Origin of the sequence: Niabella yanshanensis, assembly GCF_034424215.1 — a bacterium.
GTDB classification, from domain to species: domain Bacteria; phylum Bacteroidota; class Bacteroidia; order Chitinophagales; family Chitinophagaceae; genus Niabella; species Niabella yanshanensis.
This window is the reverse complement of sequence record NZ_CP139960.1, coordinates 2,266,863-2,281,688: the sequence shown is the minus strand read 5'-3', so window position 1 is coordinate 2,281,688 and position 14,826 is coordinate 2,266,863. Positions and strand designations below refer to the sequence as shown.

Annotated in this window: 16 protein-coding genes; 7 read left to right on the top strand and 9 right to left on the bottom strand. The window is 41.7% G+C overall.

What is annotated here, in order from left to right:
* The first annotated feature begins 4 nt into the window (after window positions 1–4).
* From U0035_RS09185 to U0035_RS09175, 3 genes are read left to right on the top strand one after another with little or no spacing between them, the layout of a single operon-like run.
* Window positions 5–424, top strand: a complete 420-nt coding sequence (locus tag U0035_RS09185) for a hypothetical protein (RefSeq protein WP_114792020.1) — start codon at window positions 5–7, stop codon at window positions 422–424.
* Between the two features lie 3 nt (window positions 425–427).
* On the top strand, window positions 428–835 hold the full coding sequence (locus tag U0035_RS09180) for a thiol-disulfide oxidoreductase DCC family protein (RefSeq protein WP_114792019.1): 408 nt from the start codon (window positions 428–430) through the stop codon (window positions 833–835).
* Between the two features lie 16 nt (window positions 836–851).
* Window positions 852–2,111: a DoxX family membrane protein gene (locus U0035_RS09175; protein WP_114792018.1), complete on the top strand. Its 1,260-nt coding sequence runs from the start codon at window positions 852–854 to the stop codon at window positions 2,109–2,111.
* Here U0035_RS09175 and U0035_RS09170 read toward each other — a convergent pair whose 3' ends face one another.
* Genes U0035_RS09170 through U0035_RS09155 form a run of 4 tightly spaced genes read right to left on the bottom strand, consistent with a single transcriptional unit; the run spans window position 2,112 to window position 4,346 of the window.
* Entirely contained in the window at window positions 2,112–2,489 is a 378-nt protein-coding gene (locus U0035_RS09170; protein WP_114792017.1) for a VOC family protein, read from the bottom strand. It lies immediately after the preceding gene.
* Between the two features lie 45 nt (window positions 2,490–2,534).
* Entirely contained in the window at window positions 2,535–3,527 is a 993-nt protein-coding gene (locus tag U0035_RS09165) for a site-2 protease family protein (protein WP_114792016.1), read from the bottom strand.
* Window positions 3,511–3,933, bottom strand: coding sequence for an acyl-CoA thioesterase (locus tag U0035_RS09160; RefSeq protein WP_114792015.1), 423 nt, complete (start codon window positions 3,931–3,933; stop codon window positions 3,511–3,513). The genes U0035_RS09165 and U0035_RS09160 overlap by 17 nt, the downstream gene beginning before the upstream one ends.
* A gap of 2 nt (window positions 3,934–3,935) precedes the next feature.
* Window positions 3,936–4,346: a DoxX family protein gene (locus U0035_RS09155; RefSeq protein WP_114792014.1), complete on the bottom strand. Its 411-nt coding sequence runs from the start codon at window positions 4,344–4,346 to the stop codon at window positions 3,936–3,938.
* 164 nt (window positions 4,347–4,510) lie between these two features.
* Here U0035_RS09155 and U0035_RS09150 point away from each other — a divergent pair, with 164 nt between their 5' ends.
* Window positions 4,511–5,161: an HU family DNA-binding protein gene (locus U0035_RS09150; RefSeq protein WP_114792013.1), complete on the top strand. Its 651-nt coding sequence runs from the start codon at window positions 4,511–4,513 to the stop codon at window positions 5,159–5,161.
* 21 nt (window positions 5,162–5,182) lie between these two features.
* On the opposite strand, the gene U0035_RS09145 is transcribed toward U0035_RS09150, so the two are convergent.
* Complete coding sequence (locus tag U0035_RS09145) at window positions 5,183–7,426, bottom strand: cation:proton antiporter domain-containing protein (protein WP_114792012.1); 2,244 nt, start codon at window positions 7,424–7,426, stop codon at window positions 5,183–5,185.
* Between the two features lie 388 nt (window positions 7,427–7,814).
* Here U0035_RS09145 and rpmI point away from each other — a divergent pair, with 388 nt between their 5' ends.
* The 3 genes from rpmI (at window position 7,815) to U0035_RS09130 (ending at window position 10,076) form a co-directional block, all read left to right on the top strand.
* Window positions 7,815–8,012: a 50S ribosomal protein L35 gene (rpmI, locus tag U0035_RS09140; RefSeq protein WP_114792011.1), complete on the top strand. Its 198-nt coding sequence runs from the start codon at window positions 7,815–7,817 to the stop codon at window positions 8,010–8,012.
* A 74-nt stretch (window positions 8,013–8,086) separates the two neighbouring features.
* A complete protein-coding gene (gene rplT, locus U0035_RS09135) occupies window positions 8,087–8,431 on the top strand; it encodes a 50S ribosomal protein L20 (protein ID WP_114792010.1) in 345 nt (114 codons plus the stop codon).
* A gap of 160 nt (window positions 8,432–8,591) precedes the next feature.
* Window positions 8,592–10,076: a type III PLP-dependent enzyme domain-containing protein gene (locus tag U0035_RS09130; protein ID WP_114792240.1), complete on the top strand. Its 1,485-nt coding sequence runs from the start codon at window positions 8,592–8,594 to the stop codon at window positions 10,074–10,076.
* A 557-nt stretch (window positions 10,077–10,633) separates the two neighbouring features.
* Here U0035_RS09130 and U0035_RS09125 read toward each other — a convergent pair.
* The 4 genes from U0035_RS09125 to U0035_RS09110 all read right to left on the bottom strand — a co-directional run bounded on the left by U0035_RS09125 (window position 10,634) and on the right by U0035_RS09110 (window position 14,820).
* The gene (locus U0035_RS09125) at window positions 10,634–11,767 is read right to left on the bottom strand and encodes a PKD domain-containing protein (RefSeq protein ID WP_114792009.1); all 1,134 of its coding nucleotides are present in this window, start codon (window positions 11,765–11,767) and stop codon (window positions 10,634–10,636) included.
* A 65-nt stretch (window positions 11,768–11,832) separates the two neighbouring features.
* On the bottom strand, window positions 11,833–12,675 hold the full coding sequence (locus U0035_RS09120) for a cyanophycinase (RefSeq protein ID WP_114792008.1): 843 nt from the start codon (window positions 12,673–12,675) through the stop codon (window positions 11,833–11,835).
* A complete protein-coding gene (locus U0035_RS09115; RefSeq protein ID WP_114792007.1) occupies window positions 12,675–13,727 on the bottom strand; it encodes an isoaspartyl peptidase/L-asparaginase family protein in 1,053 nt (350 codons plus the stop codon). The genes U0035_RS09120 and U0035_RS09115 overlap by 1 nt, the downstream gene beginning before the upstream one ends.
* Window positions 13,728–13,758: 31 nt before the next feature.
* On the bottom strand, window positions 13,759–14,820 hold the full coding sequence (locus U0035_RS09110) for a cyanophycinase (protein WP_114792006.1): 1,062 nt from the start codon (window positions 14,818–14,820) through the stop codon (window positions 13,759–13,761).
* Window positions 14,821–14,826 lie beyond the last annotated feature (6 nt).

Below are 14,826 nucleotides of genomic sequence, written 5' to 3'. Positions count from 1 at the left end.
CGATATGAAACCTTATTTTGTACTCTTTGTTATTGCATTATTTTTAAATGCCTGCACAGGTTCTAAATCTGTTGTAACACCGCCACACGCTATATCGCTGCAGGTAAATGAAAAAGCGACTTATCAAAATGTAGTAATCACGCTGAAGGAAATTAACGAGAGCCGCTGCCCGATGAATGCCCGGTGCATAAGAGCGGGAGAGGCTGTAGCTGTTTTAAACGTTGTGGTGGATGGTAAAACGGAAAGAAATGTACAGCTTTGTACAGGGCCCGATTGTGAAAGGAGATCGCTTAATGCTGCTTACACTTTGTCGTTAGAAGATCAGAAATATCTTTTCAGGCTGGATAGTATTACACCAGATCCGACCAAAACGCTGGAGAAGCCGATACAACGTGCATATATCAGTTTAGAACCCTCGAAATAAAATATGGAAACCAGTAATGGTCATATTATTCTGTTTGACGGCGTTTGTAATCTATGCAACGGCGCAGTACAGTACGTTATTAAAAGGGATAGGAAGAGACAGTTTAAATTCGCGTCGCTACAGTCAGACCTGGGGCAAAAGCTGCTTGCCAAAAGCGGTTTGCCGAAAGATCATCTAAAGTCCTTTGTGTATATAAACAATAATGCTATATATACCAGGTCAGATGCCGCCCTAAAAGTTGCCCGGCAGTTGAAGGGGGCGGTAAAATGGCTGTATGCATTTATCGTATTGCCAAAATTCATAAGAGATGCAGTCTATGAGCTGATTGCCAGGAACCGGTATCGGCTGTTTGGTAAGCGGGAAGCATGTATGATCCCTGACCCTGGTTTACGAGATCAATTTTTATCCTGATATAAAACTGCGTACTATGAAGTTACCCCATCTGCCAACCACCGAAGCACAACATTCTCAACTCCGGAAATTCTTCAGCCTTTGGATAATTTTTTATGTATATGTGTACGTTGCAACATCTCAATTTGGGCGTTCTGCAGTATGGCTCGAAGAATTTGTTATTTGGTTTGGGACAAAGTTTTTGCACATTCAACATCTACAGAAAATAAAACTTACCGGTAGCGGAGATACTACTTATCATTACGTATTAGTATTCGTTTGTGTTTTGTTTTCTTACGGAGCAGGGGCAATAACACTGTTCATCGACCAAAGGCGGAGGAATTATCGCCAGTTTTATCTTTTTACCATTGTGCTCGCAAGATATTTTGTCGGTTATGCATTGATCGTATATGGGCTCGCTAAAGTTTTTGACGGACAGTTTCCAGCAAACAGTTATCAGCGACTGGATACAAGGATTGGGGATATTACCCCCATGGGTATCGTATGGACAATGATGGGGGTTTCCAGACCTTATACCTTTGTTTCCGGCTTATTGGAATTGATAGGAGGCCTGCTACTTTTATTTCGGAGGACGAAAACTTTTGGCGCATTATTTAGCATGACGGTAATGATCAATGTGGTACTACTCAATTATATGTATGATGTTCCGGTAAAGTTGTTTTCAACCCACATCGTATTGTTTTGCGTATTCATCTTAACCTATGAGTGGAGAGCTTTGTTCGATTTCTTCATTCTCCATAAGACCACAGCACTCGCGTTTAGTCATTTTTGGCTGCGAAAAAAGTGGATGTATTATGTATTGCGAGCCGCTAAATTTGTAGTGATCGGGCTCATATTTTATTCGGCGATACCGCCATTATGGGCAACACTTGATAAGCCTCGTGTGCCGTTGGAAGGTGCTTATGTTGTTCACTCTTTTGAAGTTCGATCCCCTGATTCTACATTACTTAACAACCTTCCTGACTCGGCTTCCTGGAGCAATATATATATTGAACACGTTGGGGAAGCAACCGTAAGATTTAAAAATGATGATTTAATAGCTTTGAATACCGGTATTGGGTGGCAAAGTACCGGGATGACGCTTTACAATGCTGATCATAAGGTTTTTATTGAAACGAAGTATCAACAGGCCAAAGACACCATTGTTTTTTCCGGAAAAATTAATGACAACCTGGTACATATAAAAACCACAAGAAAAGGGAAAGAAGATTACAGGCTTCTGAAAACAAAGTTTACCTGGATCAATGAGTATCCAAACAATGGGCGGAAACGTTGATCATTTTATACTCGTAACCCACCAAACATTCCCGAAAGGATCTTCGATGCCACCGCTGCGTCCATAGTCCTGGTCGGCGAGTTCGTTAACGATGACAGCACCATTTTCTACAGCGAGCGCCACAGTATGATCCGCATTTTCTACATAAATGAATAAATTGGAATTAGCCACGCCATAAAATTCGTTCATATCAGCAAACATGATATTGCATCCGTTTATTTGTACTTCGGCATGCATAATGATCTTGTTATCATTGTCGCGATAGCTTTTGAAAATCTCTCTGGCTCCAAATACTGTTTTGGTGAACGCTATAAAACCTTCTGCATTTTTAAGGATCAGGTAAGGCATTAAAGGTTGATGTCCGTTAGGTATTTTCATCGTACGTATTTTTATTGTTACAGATCTAAAGACTGTAAGATAGTATTATCGGGCCAGATATTGGAACAATGAAAAATCGATTTTTAATATCCAGGGTAATCCTATCATCAGGCACCAGCACAAAGCGAGTATTATTTTTGTTGTTCGGGATACATCCAATAACAATAGCCTGGGTGATAGTACCGCATCTACTTCACTGGCAATTTTATCTTCATAAGTGTGATACTTGTAGGGTGGACCGGGATCGATATTTTTGAAAGCTGGTATTTGTTGAAGTACAATCCTTCTTATCCTCCAATAATCTTCGTCGGACAACTCATCATAGCTGGTATATACGTCAATACCTGCATGTTCTAATTCCTTATCCAATTTGGTGAGGCGGCGACTTTTAATATGCCGGTAAATCAGGAGCGCAGGTACCACCAGCAGGATGTAGAATTTTAAGAAGAAGATGGTAAGGGCTATCACAGCCATTGACAAATAGAAATAAATATCGCTGAGGACGCCTTCGTCCTCGAAGTAAACGCGATTCAGCAATTGACCCCCATCCAAGGGATAAACGGGTAGCAGATTTAGCAGGTTCGCCCAAATGAGCAGCTGCGCAATCAATTGAAGTGGGATATCTCCAATATTTATTCCACCGTAACCTATGTCAATAAAATATGCAGCTACTCCCAGTAATACACCCGGTACCGGACCAGCCAGCAAAATGAAAATGCTTTGATGCTGGCTGACTTCGTTTTTAGAACCTTTTACCAATGCGCCTATAAAGGGTAGAAAAAGCACTTGTACATCAGCATAACGGTAATACTTCATCGCAATAAAATGGCCCGCTTCATGTAGTAGTAAGATACCAAATATTACCAGCAATAAATCCCAGCGTCGAAGTAACAGGTAGCCAAAGCCTACATATAAAACCAGGCTTTTCAAAGCATTGGTCAAAGCGTTAGATGCAACCGGTTCGGATAAAGGATACTTCGGTAGCATCGGGTTAGCTGTATTGCCGGAGCCTGCAATATTATTAGTCTCCACCTGCATCAAAAGAAGGTTTGATTTTCTGATAGAGTGTATCGGGCATCTTAGTCCTTTGACGCGTGGCTGCATTCATAAAAAAGAGCAGTACATTTCCGGTTGCCAATAGATCTTTTTTTTCATTATACACTTCCTGGTGAAACAGGATTTTATGGTCTTCCGGAAGCTGCTTTAATATTGTTTTAATAGTGAGCAAATCGTCGTATAAGGCCGGCCTCAAATATTTACAATTAACTTCCACTACCGGCATGATGACGCCGGTTTTTTCCATGTCTGCATAAGTGAAGCCCAGGTGCCTGATGCATTCGGCCCTGGCTACTTCAAAATATTGAAAATAATGGCTATGGTATACTACACCCATTTGATCGGTCTCTGCATAGCGCACTCTTATATTTGTTTCAGCCACATACATGGTTACTTACCTATTTTTTTGTCCAGGCTGAATTTGCCCGGTCCCATTAAAAATATGACAATGAACATAGTAAGGAACAGGCCTGCGCTTTCACCTTCGCCAAAGAGTTGTCCGCCATGTGCAAAAAACAAAGCAACTACCATAGCAATAATAAGAGGTAAAGATGCGAGCCTGGTTAGTAAGCCAATAATTAGCAAGCCTGCGCAAAATACCTCTGCGAAAATGGTCAATGAAAGGGAAGCTTTGGTGCCTATGTGAAATGGATCGGCAAAGCCCTTGGATAATATAGCATTGAAGTTGCTGAGTTTCTTAAGTCCGTGATTCATCAACATCGAAGAACCCGCAACTACACGTAGTAGCAACAGTGCAATACTAACGGATGGTTCGGCATATTTTGAGGTCATCAATTTCATATCAGATCATTTGTTTTTATATTCAACAAACATAGCGAAATAATTAATAGTGAGACGGTGAAGAGCAGGCAGAGTTAAGGAGCAGAACAAAATCTGGTTCCGGCAGTCTCGCTGCTGTGATCGCAATGGCCATATTTGCTATATTCGTTTAAAATTAGGTCACCATGTTTGATATTCTTCTACAATATCTGTTTGAATTTAAAAGATTATCGTTGCCAACAATTGGAGGATTTGAATTAGAGAATAAAGTTGCTAATGCTAATCTTGCCGATTCTACGATTGCAGCTCCAACCTGGATAGTTGGTTTCAGGCCTTATAGCCCAGATGTTAATATGGATGAAAAAAGCAGACTGGTAAGCTGGTTGGCGGGTAACAGAAATATATCTATGGATGAGGCAGGGAGGCATCTGGAGCAGTTTATTACCGATTTGCAATCCCGGCTGAGTAACGGGGAAACTGTTAACTGGCCTGGACTGGGCATATTAGAACAAAGGGACGGACAGGTAGTATTTCAGCCAACGGCAGCTCAAATATCTCCGTTTACTGATGTTACAGCCAAAAAAATATCAAGGGAAAATACCAGTCATCAGACTTTGGTAGGAGATAAGGAGACCACTACTGCAGAAATGCGTGAACAGTTATTGCTTCCGGATGAAAAAAGACGTAGTGGTACTACTTTAATGTGGGTGGTACTGGGTATTGCGTTAATAGCTGCTGCCTGGTTCTTTAGTCAGAAAGGATGTAATACATCAGCTAGTGGTAACCAGCAAAAAGTAGAGAGCTCCCAACCCGGAGAAACTTACAAGTTGCGTTAATAAACTAAAGAATGTTGTCCGTTACTCTGCTATTGTATTGATCAGTTTCTTCTCGCCCACAATCCATAAAAGATCTCCCTCTTCAAAAACCCAGGTAGATTCGGGGTTCAAATGGCGTTCGCCATTTCGCTCAATGCCTACTACCAATCCGTGGGCCAGATTTTTAATATCACTCTCCCTGATAGATTTATGAATCAATGGGGAGTCAGCGTCAATGGTTAACTGATCCAGTTTCATTTCCACCTCGCGGGCGCTTTCTATGATTTTTTTATCAGGTCGTAAAATGGCATTCATTCTTCTCTCCTGGCTATCGGTACAAATAATAAAAAGCTTGTCAAAGGGGTAGATTTTTTCATCGCGGTCGGGTGGAATAATAGAGGTGGCTCCCCGTTTGATCATAGCCACATTTACACCTACCCGTTCCCGCCATTGTAATTCCATCAGTGTTTTACCAATAATATTTACGGCCTCCGGCGCTACTTCAAAAGTAGTAAGGTGGGCATCCCAGGGAGCCAGGTTCTGATTCTTTTTCTCTGCTGCCTGTTCGGCCAAAAGGCGCTGTTCTTCAATTTCCCGGTTATTGAGATTTTTTACAAAGCGGTCCTCGATGTTGTCGTAAGTGCGTTGCAGTCTTTTCCTGAAAATTAATAATAGCACCAATAATGCAATACCTACCATCAGTGCAAAATCGAGCGAATAGATACTTCTTAAAAGCCCGATAATAAACAGGAGGGCCAGGGACACTTTGATGATGCGCATGATCCAGATAGGGCCATGATATTTCTGTTGGGTATAGATCCTGGCAAAAGGCTCTGTTTTTTCGTTTCTTACAATCAATGCCCATAAGAAAGGGGCCATGGCCAATAACGCCAGCACTGCAGATGTGGCGCGTCCGAATCCCCTTGCCACTTCCCGTAGCCAGGGTAAAACAAAACTGTCGTTCAAAATGATCAATGCAATTACGATTGCTGAAAAGACAATGGTATTGATCAGGAAAAATTTCAATACATGGTTCCAGTCGCTTACGGCTCTTAAGGCAGTGGCTTCAGAGCTATACCTGTTTAAACGTGCTTCCCATTTGGGAGAAAGCTTGTTCGCAATCCAATTATAAATGCGGGTGCTGGAAAGCGTTAAGGAAGGCGCTATAAAAATAGTTAAGGCAGAAACGGTAATAATAATAGGATAGAGCTCCTGGCTCACCACTTTTTGCTTTACGCCCATTGAAGCAATGATGAATGAGAACTCACCAATCAACGCGAGGCTCATGCCGGTTTGGATGGATGTCCGGAGGCTGTTTCCCGAAATAAATGCCCCTAAGGTGATCACAATGCTTTTACCTATGATTACAGCTGCTGTGATCAATAAAATCGGCAACCAATGGTCTTTAATTACATTCAGGTCGATCAACATACCTACAGAAACGAAAAATATGGCACCAAACAGATCCCGTACCGGGATAACCAGGTGTTCTATTCTTTCGGCCTTGGTAGTTTCCGCTAAAAGAGACCCCATAATAAAGGCTCCCAATGCTGCGGAAAAGCCGGCCTGCGAAGAAAGATATACCATCAGGAAGCACATGGCAACGGCTACAATTAATAGTATTTCATCAGTTAAAAAATTTTTGGCTCTTTTTAGCAGGGAGGGAATGAAAAGAATTCCTCCCACAAACCATACAATAAGAAAGAAACCTAATTTTAAAATGGACATACTAATTTGCCCGGCATCAAAACTATGGCTGGCTACAAATGTGCCTAACAACACCAGGAGCACCACGGCTATCAAATCCTCAACTACCAATATGCCATATACCAGTTGAGCAAAGTTCCGTTGCTTCAATCCGAGGTCGGCAAAGCTTTTTACGATCACGGAGGAAGATGAAATGGTAAGGCAGGCCCCCAGAAAAATACAATCCATAAAGGACCAATGCAACAATTTTCCAAGACCGAATCCAATTACAGCCATACCAATGGCCTCAAAACCGGCTGCTGTAGTGGCCGATCCGCCCATTTTAGCCAGCTTTTTAAAACTAAATTCGAGTCCCAGACTAAATAATAGAAATATAACGCCAATCTCGCCCCAAGTTTGCACATCGGTTATTTCGTAAACTTTGGGAGGGAATATTTTAAAATTGGGGCTGATTAAAATGCCTGATACCAGGTAGCCTAATATTAAAGGAAGTTGCAGTCTTTTGAAAATAAGGGTGATAACAGCGGCTACGCCCAGTATCAGCGCCAGATCTGTTATCAAATGTGGTAAATGATTCATAAATTTATAATTGTGTCCGTACCGGCTGTTCCCGGTATACTCCCGTCATCCTGATGCGTTGAGGCCATTACTCAATGCACACAGCTCCGCTTCACAATATGTATCTTCAGCAAAGTAAATAGTCAATTAAAATGTTTGGCTTTGGGCGAAATATAATATTTTTTTGAGATTATTGCTTACGTAGAGGAAAAAAGAAGAGAGCTTTGTGCGCAACTTATTGATTATTAGCTATAAAATAATAAATAGCGGATAAGAAACTATCAATTGCAATTTTGTTGTACCTTTGCACTCCATTTTGAGAAAAGTGGATATTTCCTGAAGAGGCCCGTAAAGGGCTCCACCGGTGTGGAGACGCCTCAAAGGTTAACAATTAAATTTAAAATTTACCATGCCTAAGGTAAAAACAAATTCAAGCGCAAAAAAGCGTTTTAAAGTAACAGCTACTGGCAAGATCACTCACCAAAAGAGTTTCAAACGTCACATCTTAACTAAAAAATCTACTAAGCGTAAGCGCGGTATGCGCATCGATGGTACAGTAGCACCATCTCATGTACATTTCGTAAAACGTTTGTTGAGATTAAAATAATTAGTAAACATTTTAAAAATATTTCAGGGAAAGATTTTTTTAAATTTTATATCTGAAATCTAAAATATTAAGATATGCCACGTTCAGTAAATGCAGTTGCTTCTAAAGCCCGCAGGAAAAAAATATTAAAACAAGCCAAAGGTTTTTACGGTAAACGTAAAAACGTATACACCGTTGCTAAGAACGTTGTAGAAAAAGGTATGACTTACATGTATGTAGGTCGTAAATTAAAGAAAAGAGAATATCGTACTTTATGGATCGCTCGTATTAACGCTGCAGTTCGTGAAGAAGGGTTGACTTACTCTCAATTCATCAATAAATTACAAACAAAAGGTATTGAGTTGGACAGGAAAGTATTAGCTGACTTAGCTATGAACAATCCCGAGTCTTTCAAAGCTTTGGTAGCTTCTGTGAAGTAATTGCTTATAGCAAAAAAATTTAAAGGTGATGCATTATGCATCGCCTTTTTTATTAGCAGAATTCCAGTCAGACAATTTAATGTCTGCACATTTGTATTTTTCCTAATTTAGCGCTCAATTTTTAAACCAATAAGTGCCGGTGCAGCCGGCGTTATGGCAAATGAACAATTCATACTTAGGCCTGGTTGAACAGACCTTTAATTTTCCGCAGGAAAATATTGAAGTTAAAAAGGGCGACCTTATTTTTAACGGCATTGATTATAAGAGGTTAGTTGAAAAGTATGGTACGCCATTAAAGGTAAGCTACCTGCCCAAAATTGGTATTAATATCAACAAGGCCAAGCAGTATTTTGCCAACGCTATGAAGAAGTATAAGTATGAAGGAAAATACTTTTATACTTATTGCACCAAAAGCTCTCACTTCTCATTCGTGGTAGGAGAAGCTCTTAAGCACAATATACACCTGGAGACTTCTTTTGCTTATGATATTGATATTATCAACCAGTTGTATAAGCGCCGTAAGATCAATAAGGACATCAATATTGTTTGCAACGGATTCAAGCAAAGAAATTATACTTCCCGTATTGCCAAGCTTATTAATAGCGGCTTCAAAAATGTGATTCCTGTTTTGGATAACAAAGAGGAGCTCAATATGTATAAACGCAGTGTAAAAAGTAAAGAGCCTTTTAAGATTGGTATACGTGTGGCCGCTGAAGAAGAACCTTCTTTTCCCTTTTATACATCAAGACTAGGTATTCGCTCTAAAGATGTATTGGAATTTTATGTAGATGAAATAGAAGGTAACGAGGATAAATTCCAGTTAAAAATGCTGCATATCTTCCTGAATAAAGGTATTAAAGACGATATCTATTACTGGAGTGAATTGCGTAAAAGCATTAACCTTTATTGCCAGTTAAAAAAGATTTGTCCCGAGCTGGATTCATTGAATATCGGTGGCGGTTTTCCTATTAAGCATAGCCTGGCGTTTGAGTATGATTACCAGTTTATGATCAACGAGATCATCAGCAATATTAAATCTGCCTGTAAGAAGGCCAAAGTACCTGTTCCGAATATTTATACTGAATTTGGCAGCTACACAGTGGGTGAGAGCATGGCGCATATTTACAGTGTAATAGGAGAGAAGCGTCAGAACGACCGGGAAACCTGGTATATGATCGACTCTTCTTTTATCACTACCTTACCTGATACCTGGGGCATCGGGGAGAAATTCCTGATGTTACCTATTAACAAATGGGATAACGAATACCAACGGGTAGTATTAGGCGGTATTACCTGTGATGGTCATGATTATTATGACAGTGAAGAGCATATCAACGAGGTGTTCCTGCCTAAGATAAAGAATGATAATGGTGTAGGCAACTCCCGGGTGCGACCAGTAGATGCAGTAGACCTGGAGAAGAAGCAAAGCCAGGAAAGTGATGATGAACCTTTATATGTAGGTTTTTTCCATACGGGCGCTTATCAGGACCAGATCAGCGGTTACGGAGGTATTAAACATTGCCTGATCCCTTCTCCCAAACACGTTATTATTGAGTATGATAAGAATGGCGAACTGGAAGAGTGGGTATATGCCAAAGAGCAGTCGGCACAAAGCATGCTGAAGATACTGGGGTATTTGAGGTAGGGTTTTAATGAATTCATATATAAGCTGCGGTCCGTCAAGATCGCAGCTTTTTTGTGTAGTGGATATACGTGACAATGACGGGGTGTATTTCAAATTTTCGCTAAGTCATGCCGTCCGAAGTGCCCGCCCGTGCCGGTACGCCCGCCTGACCAGACGGGCAGGGACGGGGAGGCGTCTCGGAAATAGTAGAGATCTCCCCGGGCGGATGCATGAATCATTAATATATCGCTGCGATGCAGCTCTACCTCCTTTGTGATTGTTCTTTATTAATATATCGCAGCTATGCTGCTTTTATTATTGTGATCACTGCCGCATAGCGGCATCGTATTAATAGCTGCCATAATAATTCGTTAGTTATCTGAGCTGCGTAGCAGTGATATTCTGTTTCAAACAAAGAGGAATTGATGCGATCGCCCTGGAGATTTCCCGACAGGCTCAAAAGGATCTACAAAAGGAAATATAGCATAGGCGAAAATTTGAATTGCACCCCAATGACAGGCATGAAAAAAGCAGGAATAGAGCTCTTCCTGCTTTTTTATTGAAATTTGTTTATAATCTTATTTGATAAACATGCCTCTGGGGTTATTAACGCCTGATACAAAAGTTTCGGCTGCTGTTCCGTCCAGGTTGGCGCGTTTGATAAGGTTGTTATTTGTTTCAGCCCAATAAAGTTTATTGGCGCTATAATCAATGGTTATGCCCGAACTACCCCTGCTACCTGTAAAATTAGCCAGTTTAATAATGCCGGTACCATCCAGGTTCGCCTGCATAAGTCCCGTTTTGTTGCGATCGTCATAATAAATTTTATTGTGTACTTCATCTATCAACAAGCCATAGCCATAAGCTCCCTCAATAACTATTCCTGCTCCTGTTCCGTCAGATTTTGCAGCGTGCATATTCTCATCGTTGACTTCATAGTAATAAATGATATTAGTTTTACGGTTAAACCCTACTGCTCTCATGGCGCCATCAGTTACCGTAATGAAAGTTTTCTCATACCCGCTTCCATCCAAATTGGCTCTTGATACATTGGGGCCATCTGCTATGTACATTTTGCCTTCAGCCAGGTTAATAGCCACTCCGTATGGCGCTGCGAGGCCTGAAAGCAGTTCTACAATATTAGTACCATCAGCATCCATCCTTAATATCTTACCAGAATTGGAAGTTTGAAAGTCGCAATAGTATATTTTTTTATTGATAGAGTCATAAGCCATTCCATGCGCTTCTTTGCCTGTCATATTTATCACTGTCTCAGCCGCAGAGCCAGGAACGAGCGAAATTTTACGTATCAGCTTGGTACCGTATTCAATAAAGAAAAGCTCTTTATCGCTTCCTGTATTGGCATCAGGATCGATGATGGTGAGATCCCTGGTGTAATTACCTGTACCACCGGCGCCCACTACTTTTAGCTTAACGGTGTAAATACCTGGTTGGGTATAAGTCTTGGTGGGATTACTTTCTGTGGATTTTGTCTCATCGCCAAAGTCCCAGCTGTAAGATTCAGCATTTTCAGATTCATTTTTGAATTGAATAGGTTCGTTCATCTTCAATTCGGTATTACCGATTGAAAAGAAGCTTTTCACCGTAGGCGGTAAATCATCAAAATTGTAGGTGGTCTTTTTACAGCCCGCCAACGCTACTATTGCTATCAGCAAAAAAGCGGGAAACAGTTTTTTTAGTAAGATCGTCATGTTAACGTATTTAAGTTTTGTCGGCCCCGCCCCGGTTTTATATTTCCCTAGGACTGGCTTAGATATTATTTTAGTTCAAAACTTTCTCCGGCGGAAAAAAGAGAAATGGTTGCATTTTTAAAAGTGGCTTTGCCTTGTGTTGTTTTTACCCTTTTAGGTTTTGAAACCACCACTACCTGGCTTTCTCCGGCTACGGTAGCTTTCTTCCCTGTAACGATAATGGCTGTAGCTTCATCAATCCCGATCAGCATTTTATCGGGGTGGTCTGCCAAAGTGCTTAAAAGCCGGTTATACCTGCTGCGGATGATGAAATGCTGATCAATGATCGCAGCGGTTAAAAAGCCCATCCCGGAAGAGGTAATAACACTGTTGCTTTTAATTTCCCTGAAGCTGTCTCTGTCACTCTTTCCTTTTTCTTCACCGGTGATCATGATCTGGGACATTACTGCGGCGCCAGCGCTGGTGCCAGCAATAGTGGAGCCATTGCGAAAGGCCTGGTGAAGCGCTTCGTATAGTTTGGTGCCTCGCACTACCGCCATAAATTTATTCTGATCACCGCCGGTGATGAAAATAAAGCGTGCATTTTTAACCGAATCAATCCAGCTCTGTTGGTTGTCGGCCTGGGCTTTGGTGAAATTAAAGCTGGTGATTTTATTATTACATGCAACTGATAACTGACCGCTGATATAAGCCACCGACTCTTCAGGAATGCTGGTAGCCATGGGTAATACAACAATGTAGTCGCTGGGTTTCATTTTGGCTGTTTCCACCATTTGTTTTACAAATGCAGGAGACCTGTCTCCACCGCCAATAATAAACAGGGTTCCTTTATTCTGGGCGAAGGAAAACATTGTAGCAAATAACAATGCGGTGAGCAATGCGCTCTTTTTATTCAAATATGTTTTCATTATTTGTAGATGTATACTGATATTTTACCATTTTTATCAACTGTACCGCGGTACATGCCTGATGTATTAAATTCCATGGCGATTTTTCCTTCTTTATCGAGGCCAATGATACCACCGTCGCCGCCCATTTTTCCGATCTCCTCAATAACCTGTTTGGCCGCTTCGTTAACAGGAAGCTTCTTCAGTTCTATAAGCGCCGACATACGGTTAGCCGCAACTTCCCGTATATAGTATTCGCCCCAACCCGTACAGGAAATACCGGCAGTGGCATTATTGCAATAAGTACCTGCACCAATGATAGGGGAGTCGCCTACACGACCGTATCTTTTATTAGTCATTCCTCCAGTAGAAGTGCCGGCAGCCAGGTTGCCTTTATTATCTAATGCCACGGCTCCAACCGTTCCAAATTTTTTGTCTTTATCAGAAATGCCATAGATCTCACTTTTTCGGGGATCAATATCGTTATATGCTGCGCGACCCTGTTCTTCTTCCTTTATGGTTCTTTGCAACTGATCCCAACGCTCTTGTGTAAAAAAGTAAGAAGGGGGGACGGTATCACAGCCGTTGGCCGCAGCAAACTGCTCGGCACCCCTGCCTACCATCATTACATGCTCTGATTGGTTCATTACGGCTATCGCCGCATTTATGGGATTTTTGATATTGGTGACACCCGCTACCGCGCCGGCTTTCAGGGTTTGCCCATCCATGATGGAAGCATCCAGTTCATTTTTGCCATCATTTGTGAATACGGCACCTTTCCCTGCATTAAACAACGGAGAGTTTTCCATTACATTAATAGCTGCCTGCACTGCTTCTACCGAGGTTTTCCCTTCCTTCAATAAGTTATATCCATGCTGCAATGCTTCTGTAAGCGCAGCCGTGTAGGACTTTTCTTTTTCCGGCGTCATGAATTTTTTTTCAATGGTACCTGCACCGCCATGAATAACCATCACATATCTGGAGTTATCAGTGTTTGCTGGTTTATCGCTGCAGGATAGCATGATGATGCTACAAGCCAGAACTGAAAAAAAAGTTTTTAGAATAGTGCTCATTTTTAAATGTATTTTATTTTTCTGTGAGTCATTAAGGACGAGGGGACTGAACCCAATTTCCACCTATCACCGACCACCAGAACTTTTCCAGGCCGGCTGTGGTTTCCGGTTCAAAACTGGTCATATTAAATTTATTGGCGGTTGCGGCTGCTGAAATAGTTGATACCTGTATCGCCTGGCCACTGTTGTTCCAGGTAACCGGGCTTCCCGAAGTGAAGGTTTCGGGAGCTTTGGCGGCATTTGTTTTTAGAAAATAAGCTTTGTTTGAACCTACTACCTGTGCTATACCGGTTTCATCGATACACACTGCCGTGGCTTCATCAACGGCAATGCCATTAGGCGTTTTACTCCAGTCTTTCATGATCCTGCCCAGGAATGTGATAGAACGCCCCTGGCGGTTACGTTGACTAAAATGCTGGTCGGTTATTACATTTTGAAGGAATGGTGCTTTCAGGAAATCCTCCCGGCCAAGGGTTACTTTTTGAGCGTATGGATTAGCCAATGCTTCGGCAGACTCCAAAGTACCTCTTTCTCCACTAAAATAATAATTGCTAAGAATGGCTGCACCGGCGCTGGTACCGCCTACAGGTACTTTTTTCTCAGTCAGTAAATAATTGATCGCAGCCATTACCTTAGTGCCTTTCCAATACCCGGTATAATCAGATTGATCACCCCCGGCAATAAACAGCATTTCTGCATCGCGGATGATTTTAGCTACGCCCTCATCATCTGCCAGCTTACGGGAGTCAATCTTCAATGTTTCAACCGAATTTACGGTTCCTAATCCTTTTATATAAGGGTTATAAGCATCGGTGCCTGTTGCCCTGATGATCACCACATCGCCACCACCGCTCCGGGCTATCATCCATTGAAAGGCTGCTGATACGTCCGCGCCTCCGCCCATGATCACAATTCCACTTTTGGTGGTGGTTTGTACATCGGCTACATCACCAACGATACCAATAGAAGCTGACCGGATCTCCGGCTCAGCAGGTTGGGGAGCATCAGGTCTGAAAGGATCATTGGGGTCCCACTTTTTTTCGCAGCTCGTCAGCAACACTGCCGCAACCAATAGGATATATAATTTTTTCATTACTAA

Excerpts from the sequence above, each read along its gene's own strand:
- U0035_RS09145 (WP_114792012.1), bottom strand. The coding sequence starts at position 7,426 with ATGAATCATTTACCACATTTGATAACAGATCTGGCGCTGATACTGGGC.
- U0035_RS09175 (WP_114792018.1), top strand. The coding sequence starts at position 852 with ATGAAGTTACCCCATCTGCCAACCACCGAAGCACAACATTCTCAACTC.
- U0035_RS09125 (WP_114792009.1), bottom strand. The coding sequence starts at position 11,767 with ATGACGATCTTACTAAAAAAACTGTTTCCCGCTTTTTTGCTGATAGCA.
- U0035_RS09130 (WP_114792240.1), top strand. The coding sequence starts at position 8,592 with ATGAACAATTCATACTTAGGCCTGGTTGAACAGACCTTTAATTTTCCG.
- rplT (WP_114792010.1), top strand. The coding sequence starts at position 8,087 with ATGCCACGTTCAGTAAATGCAGTTGCTTCTAAAGCCCGCAGGAAAAAA.
- rpmI (WP_114792011.1), top strand. The coding sequence starts at position 7,815 with ATGCCTAAGGTAAAAACAAATTCAAGCGCAAAAAAGCGTTTTAAAGTA.
- U0035_RS09185 (WP_114792020.1), top strand. The coding sequence starts at position 5 with ATGAAACCTTATTTTGTACTCTTTGTTATTGCATTATTTTTAAATGCC.
- U0035_RS09180 (WP_114792019.1), top strand. The coding sequence starts at position 428 with ATGGAAACCAGTAATGGTCATATTATTCTGTTTGACGGCGTTTGTAAT.
- U0035_RS09115 (WP_114792007.1), bottom strand. The coding sequence starts at position 13,727 with ATGAGCACTATTCTAAAAACTTTTTTTTCAGTTCTGGCTTGTAGCATC.
- U0035_RS09120 (WP_114792008.1), bottom strand. The coding sequence starts at position 12,675 with ATGAAAACATATTTGAATAAAAAGAGCGCATTGCTCACCGCATTGTTA.
- U0035_RS09155 (WP_114792014.1), bottom strand. The coding sequence starts at position 4,346 with ATGAAATTGATGACCTCAAAATATGCCGAACCATCCGTTAGTATTGCA.
- U0035_RS09150 (WP_114792013.1), top strand. The coding sequence starts at position 4,511 with ATGTTTGATATTCTTCTACAATATCTGTTTGAATTTAAAAGATTATCG.
- U0035_RS09165 (WP_114792016.1), bottom strand. The coding sequence starts at position 3,527 with ATGCAGGTGGAGACTAATAATATTGCAGGCTCCGGCAATACAGCTAAC.
- U0035_RS09110 (WP_114792006.1), bottom strand. The coding sequence starts at position 14,820 with ATGAAAAAATTATATATCCTATTGGTTGCGGCAGTGTTGCTGACGAGC.
- U0035_RS09160 (WP_114792015.1), bottom strand. The coding sequence starts at position 3,933 with ATGTATGTGGCTGAAACAAATATAAGAGTGCGCTATGCAGAGACCGAT.
- U0035_RS09170 (WP_114792017.1), bottom strand. The coding sequence starts at position 2,489 with ATGAAAATACCTAACGGACATCAACCTTTAATGCCTTACCTGATCCTT.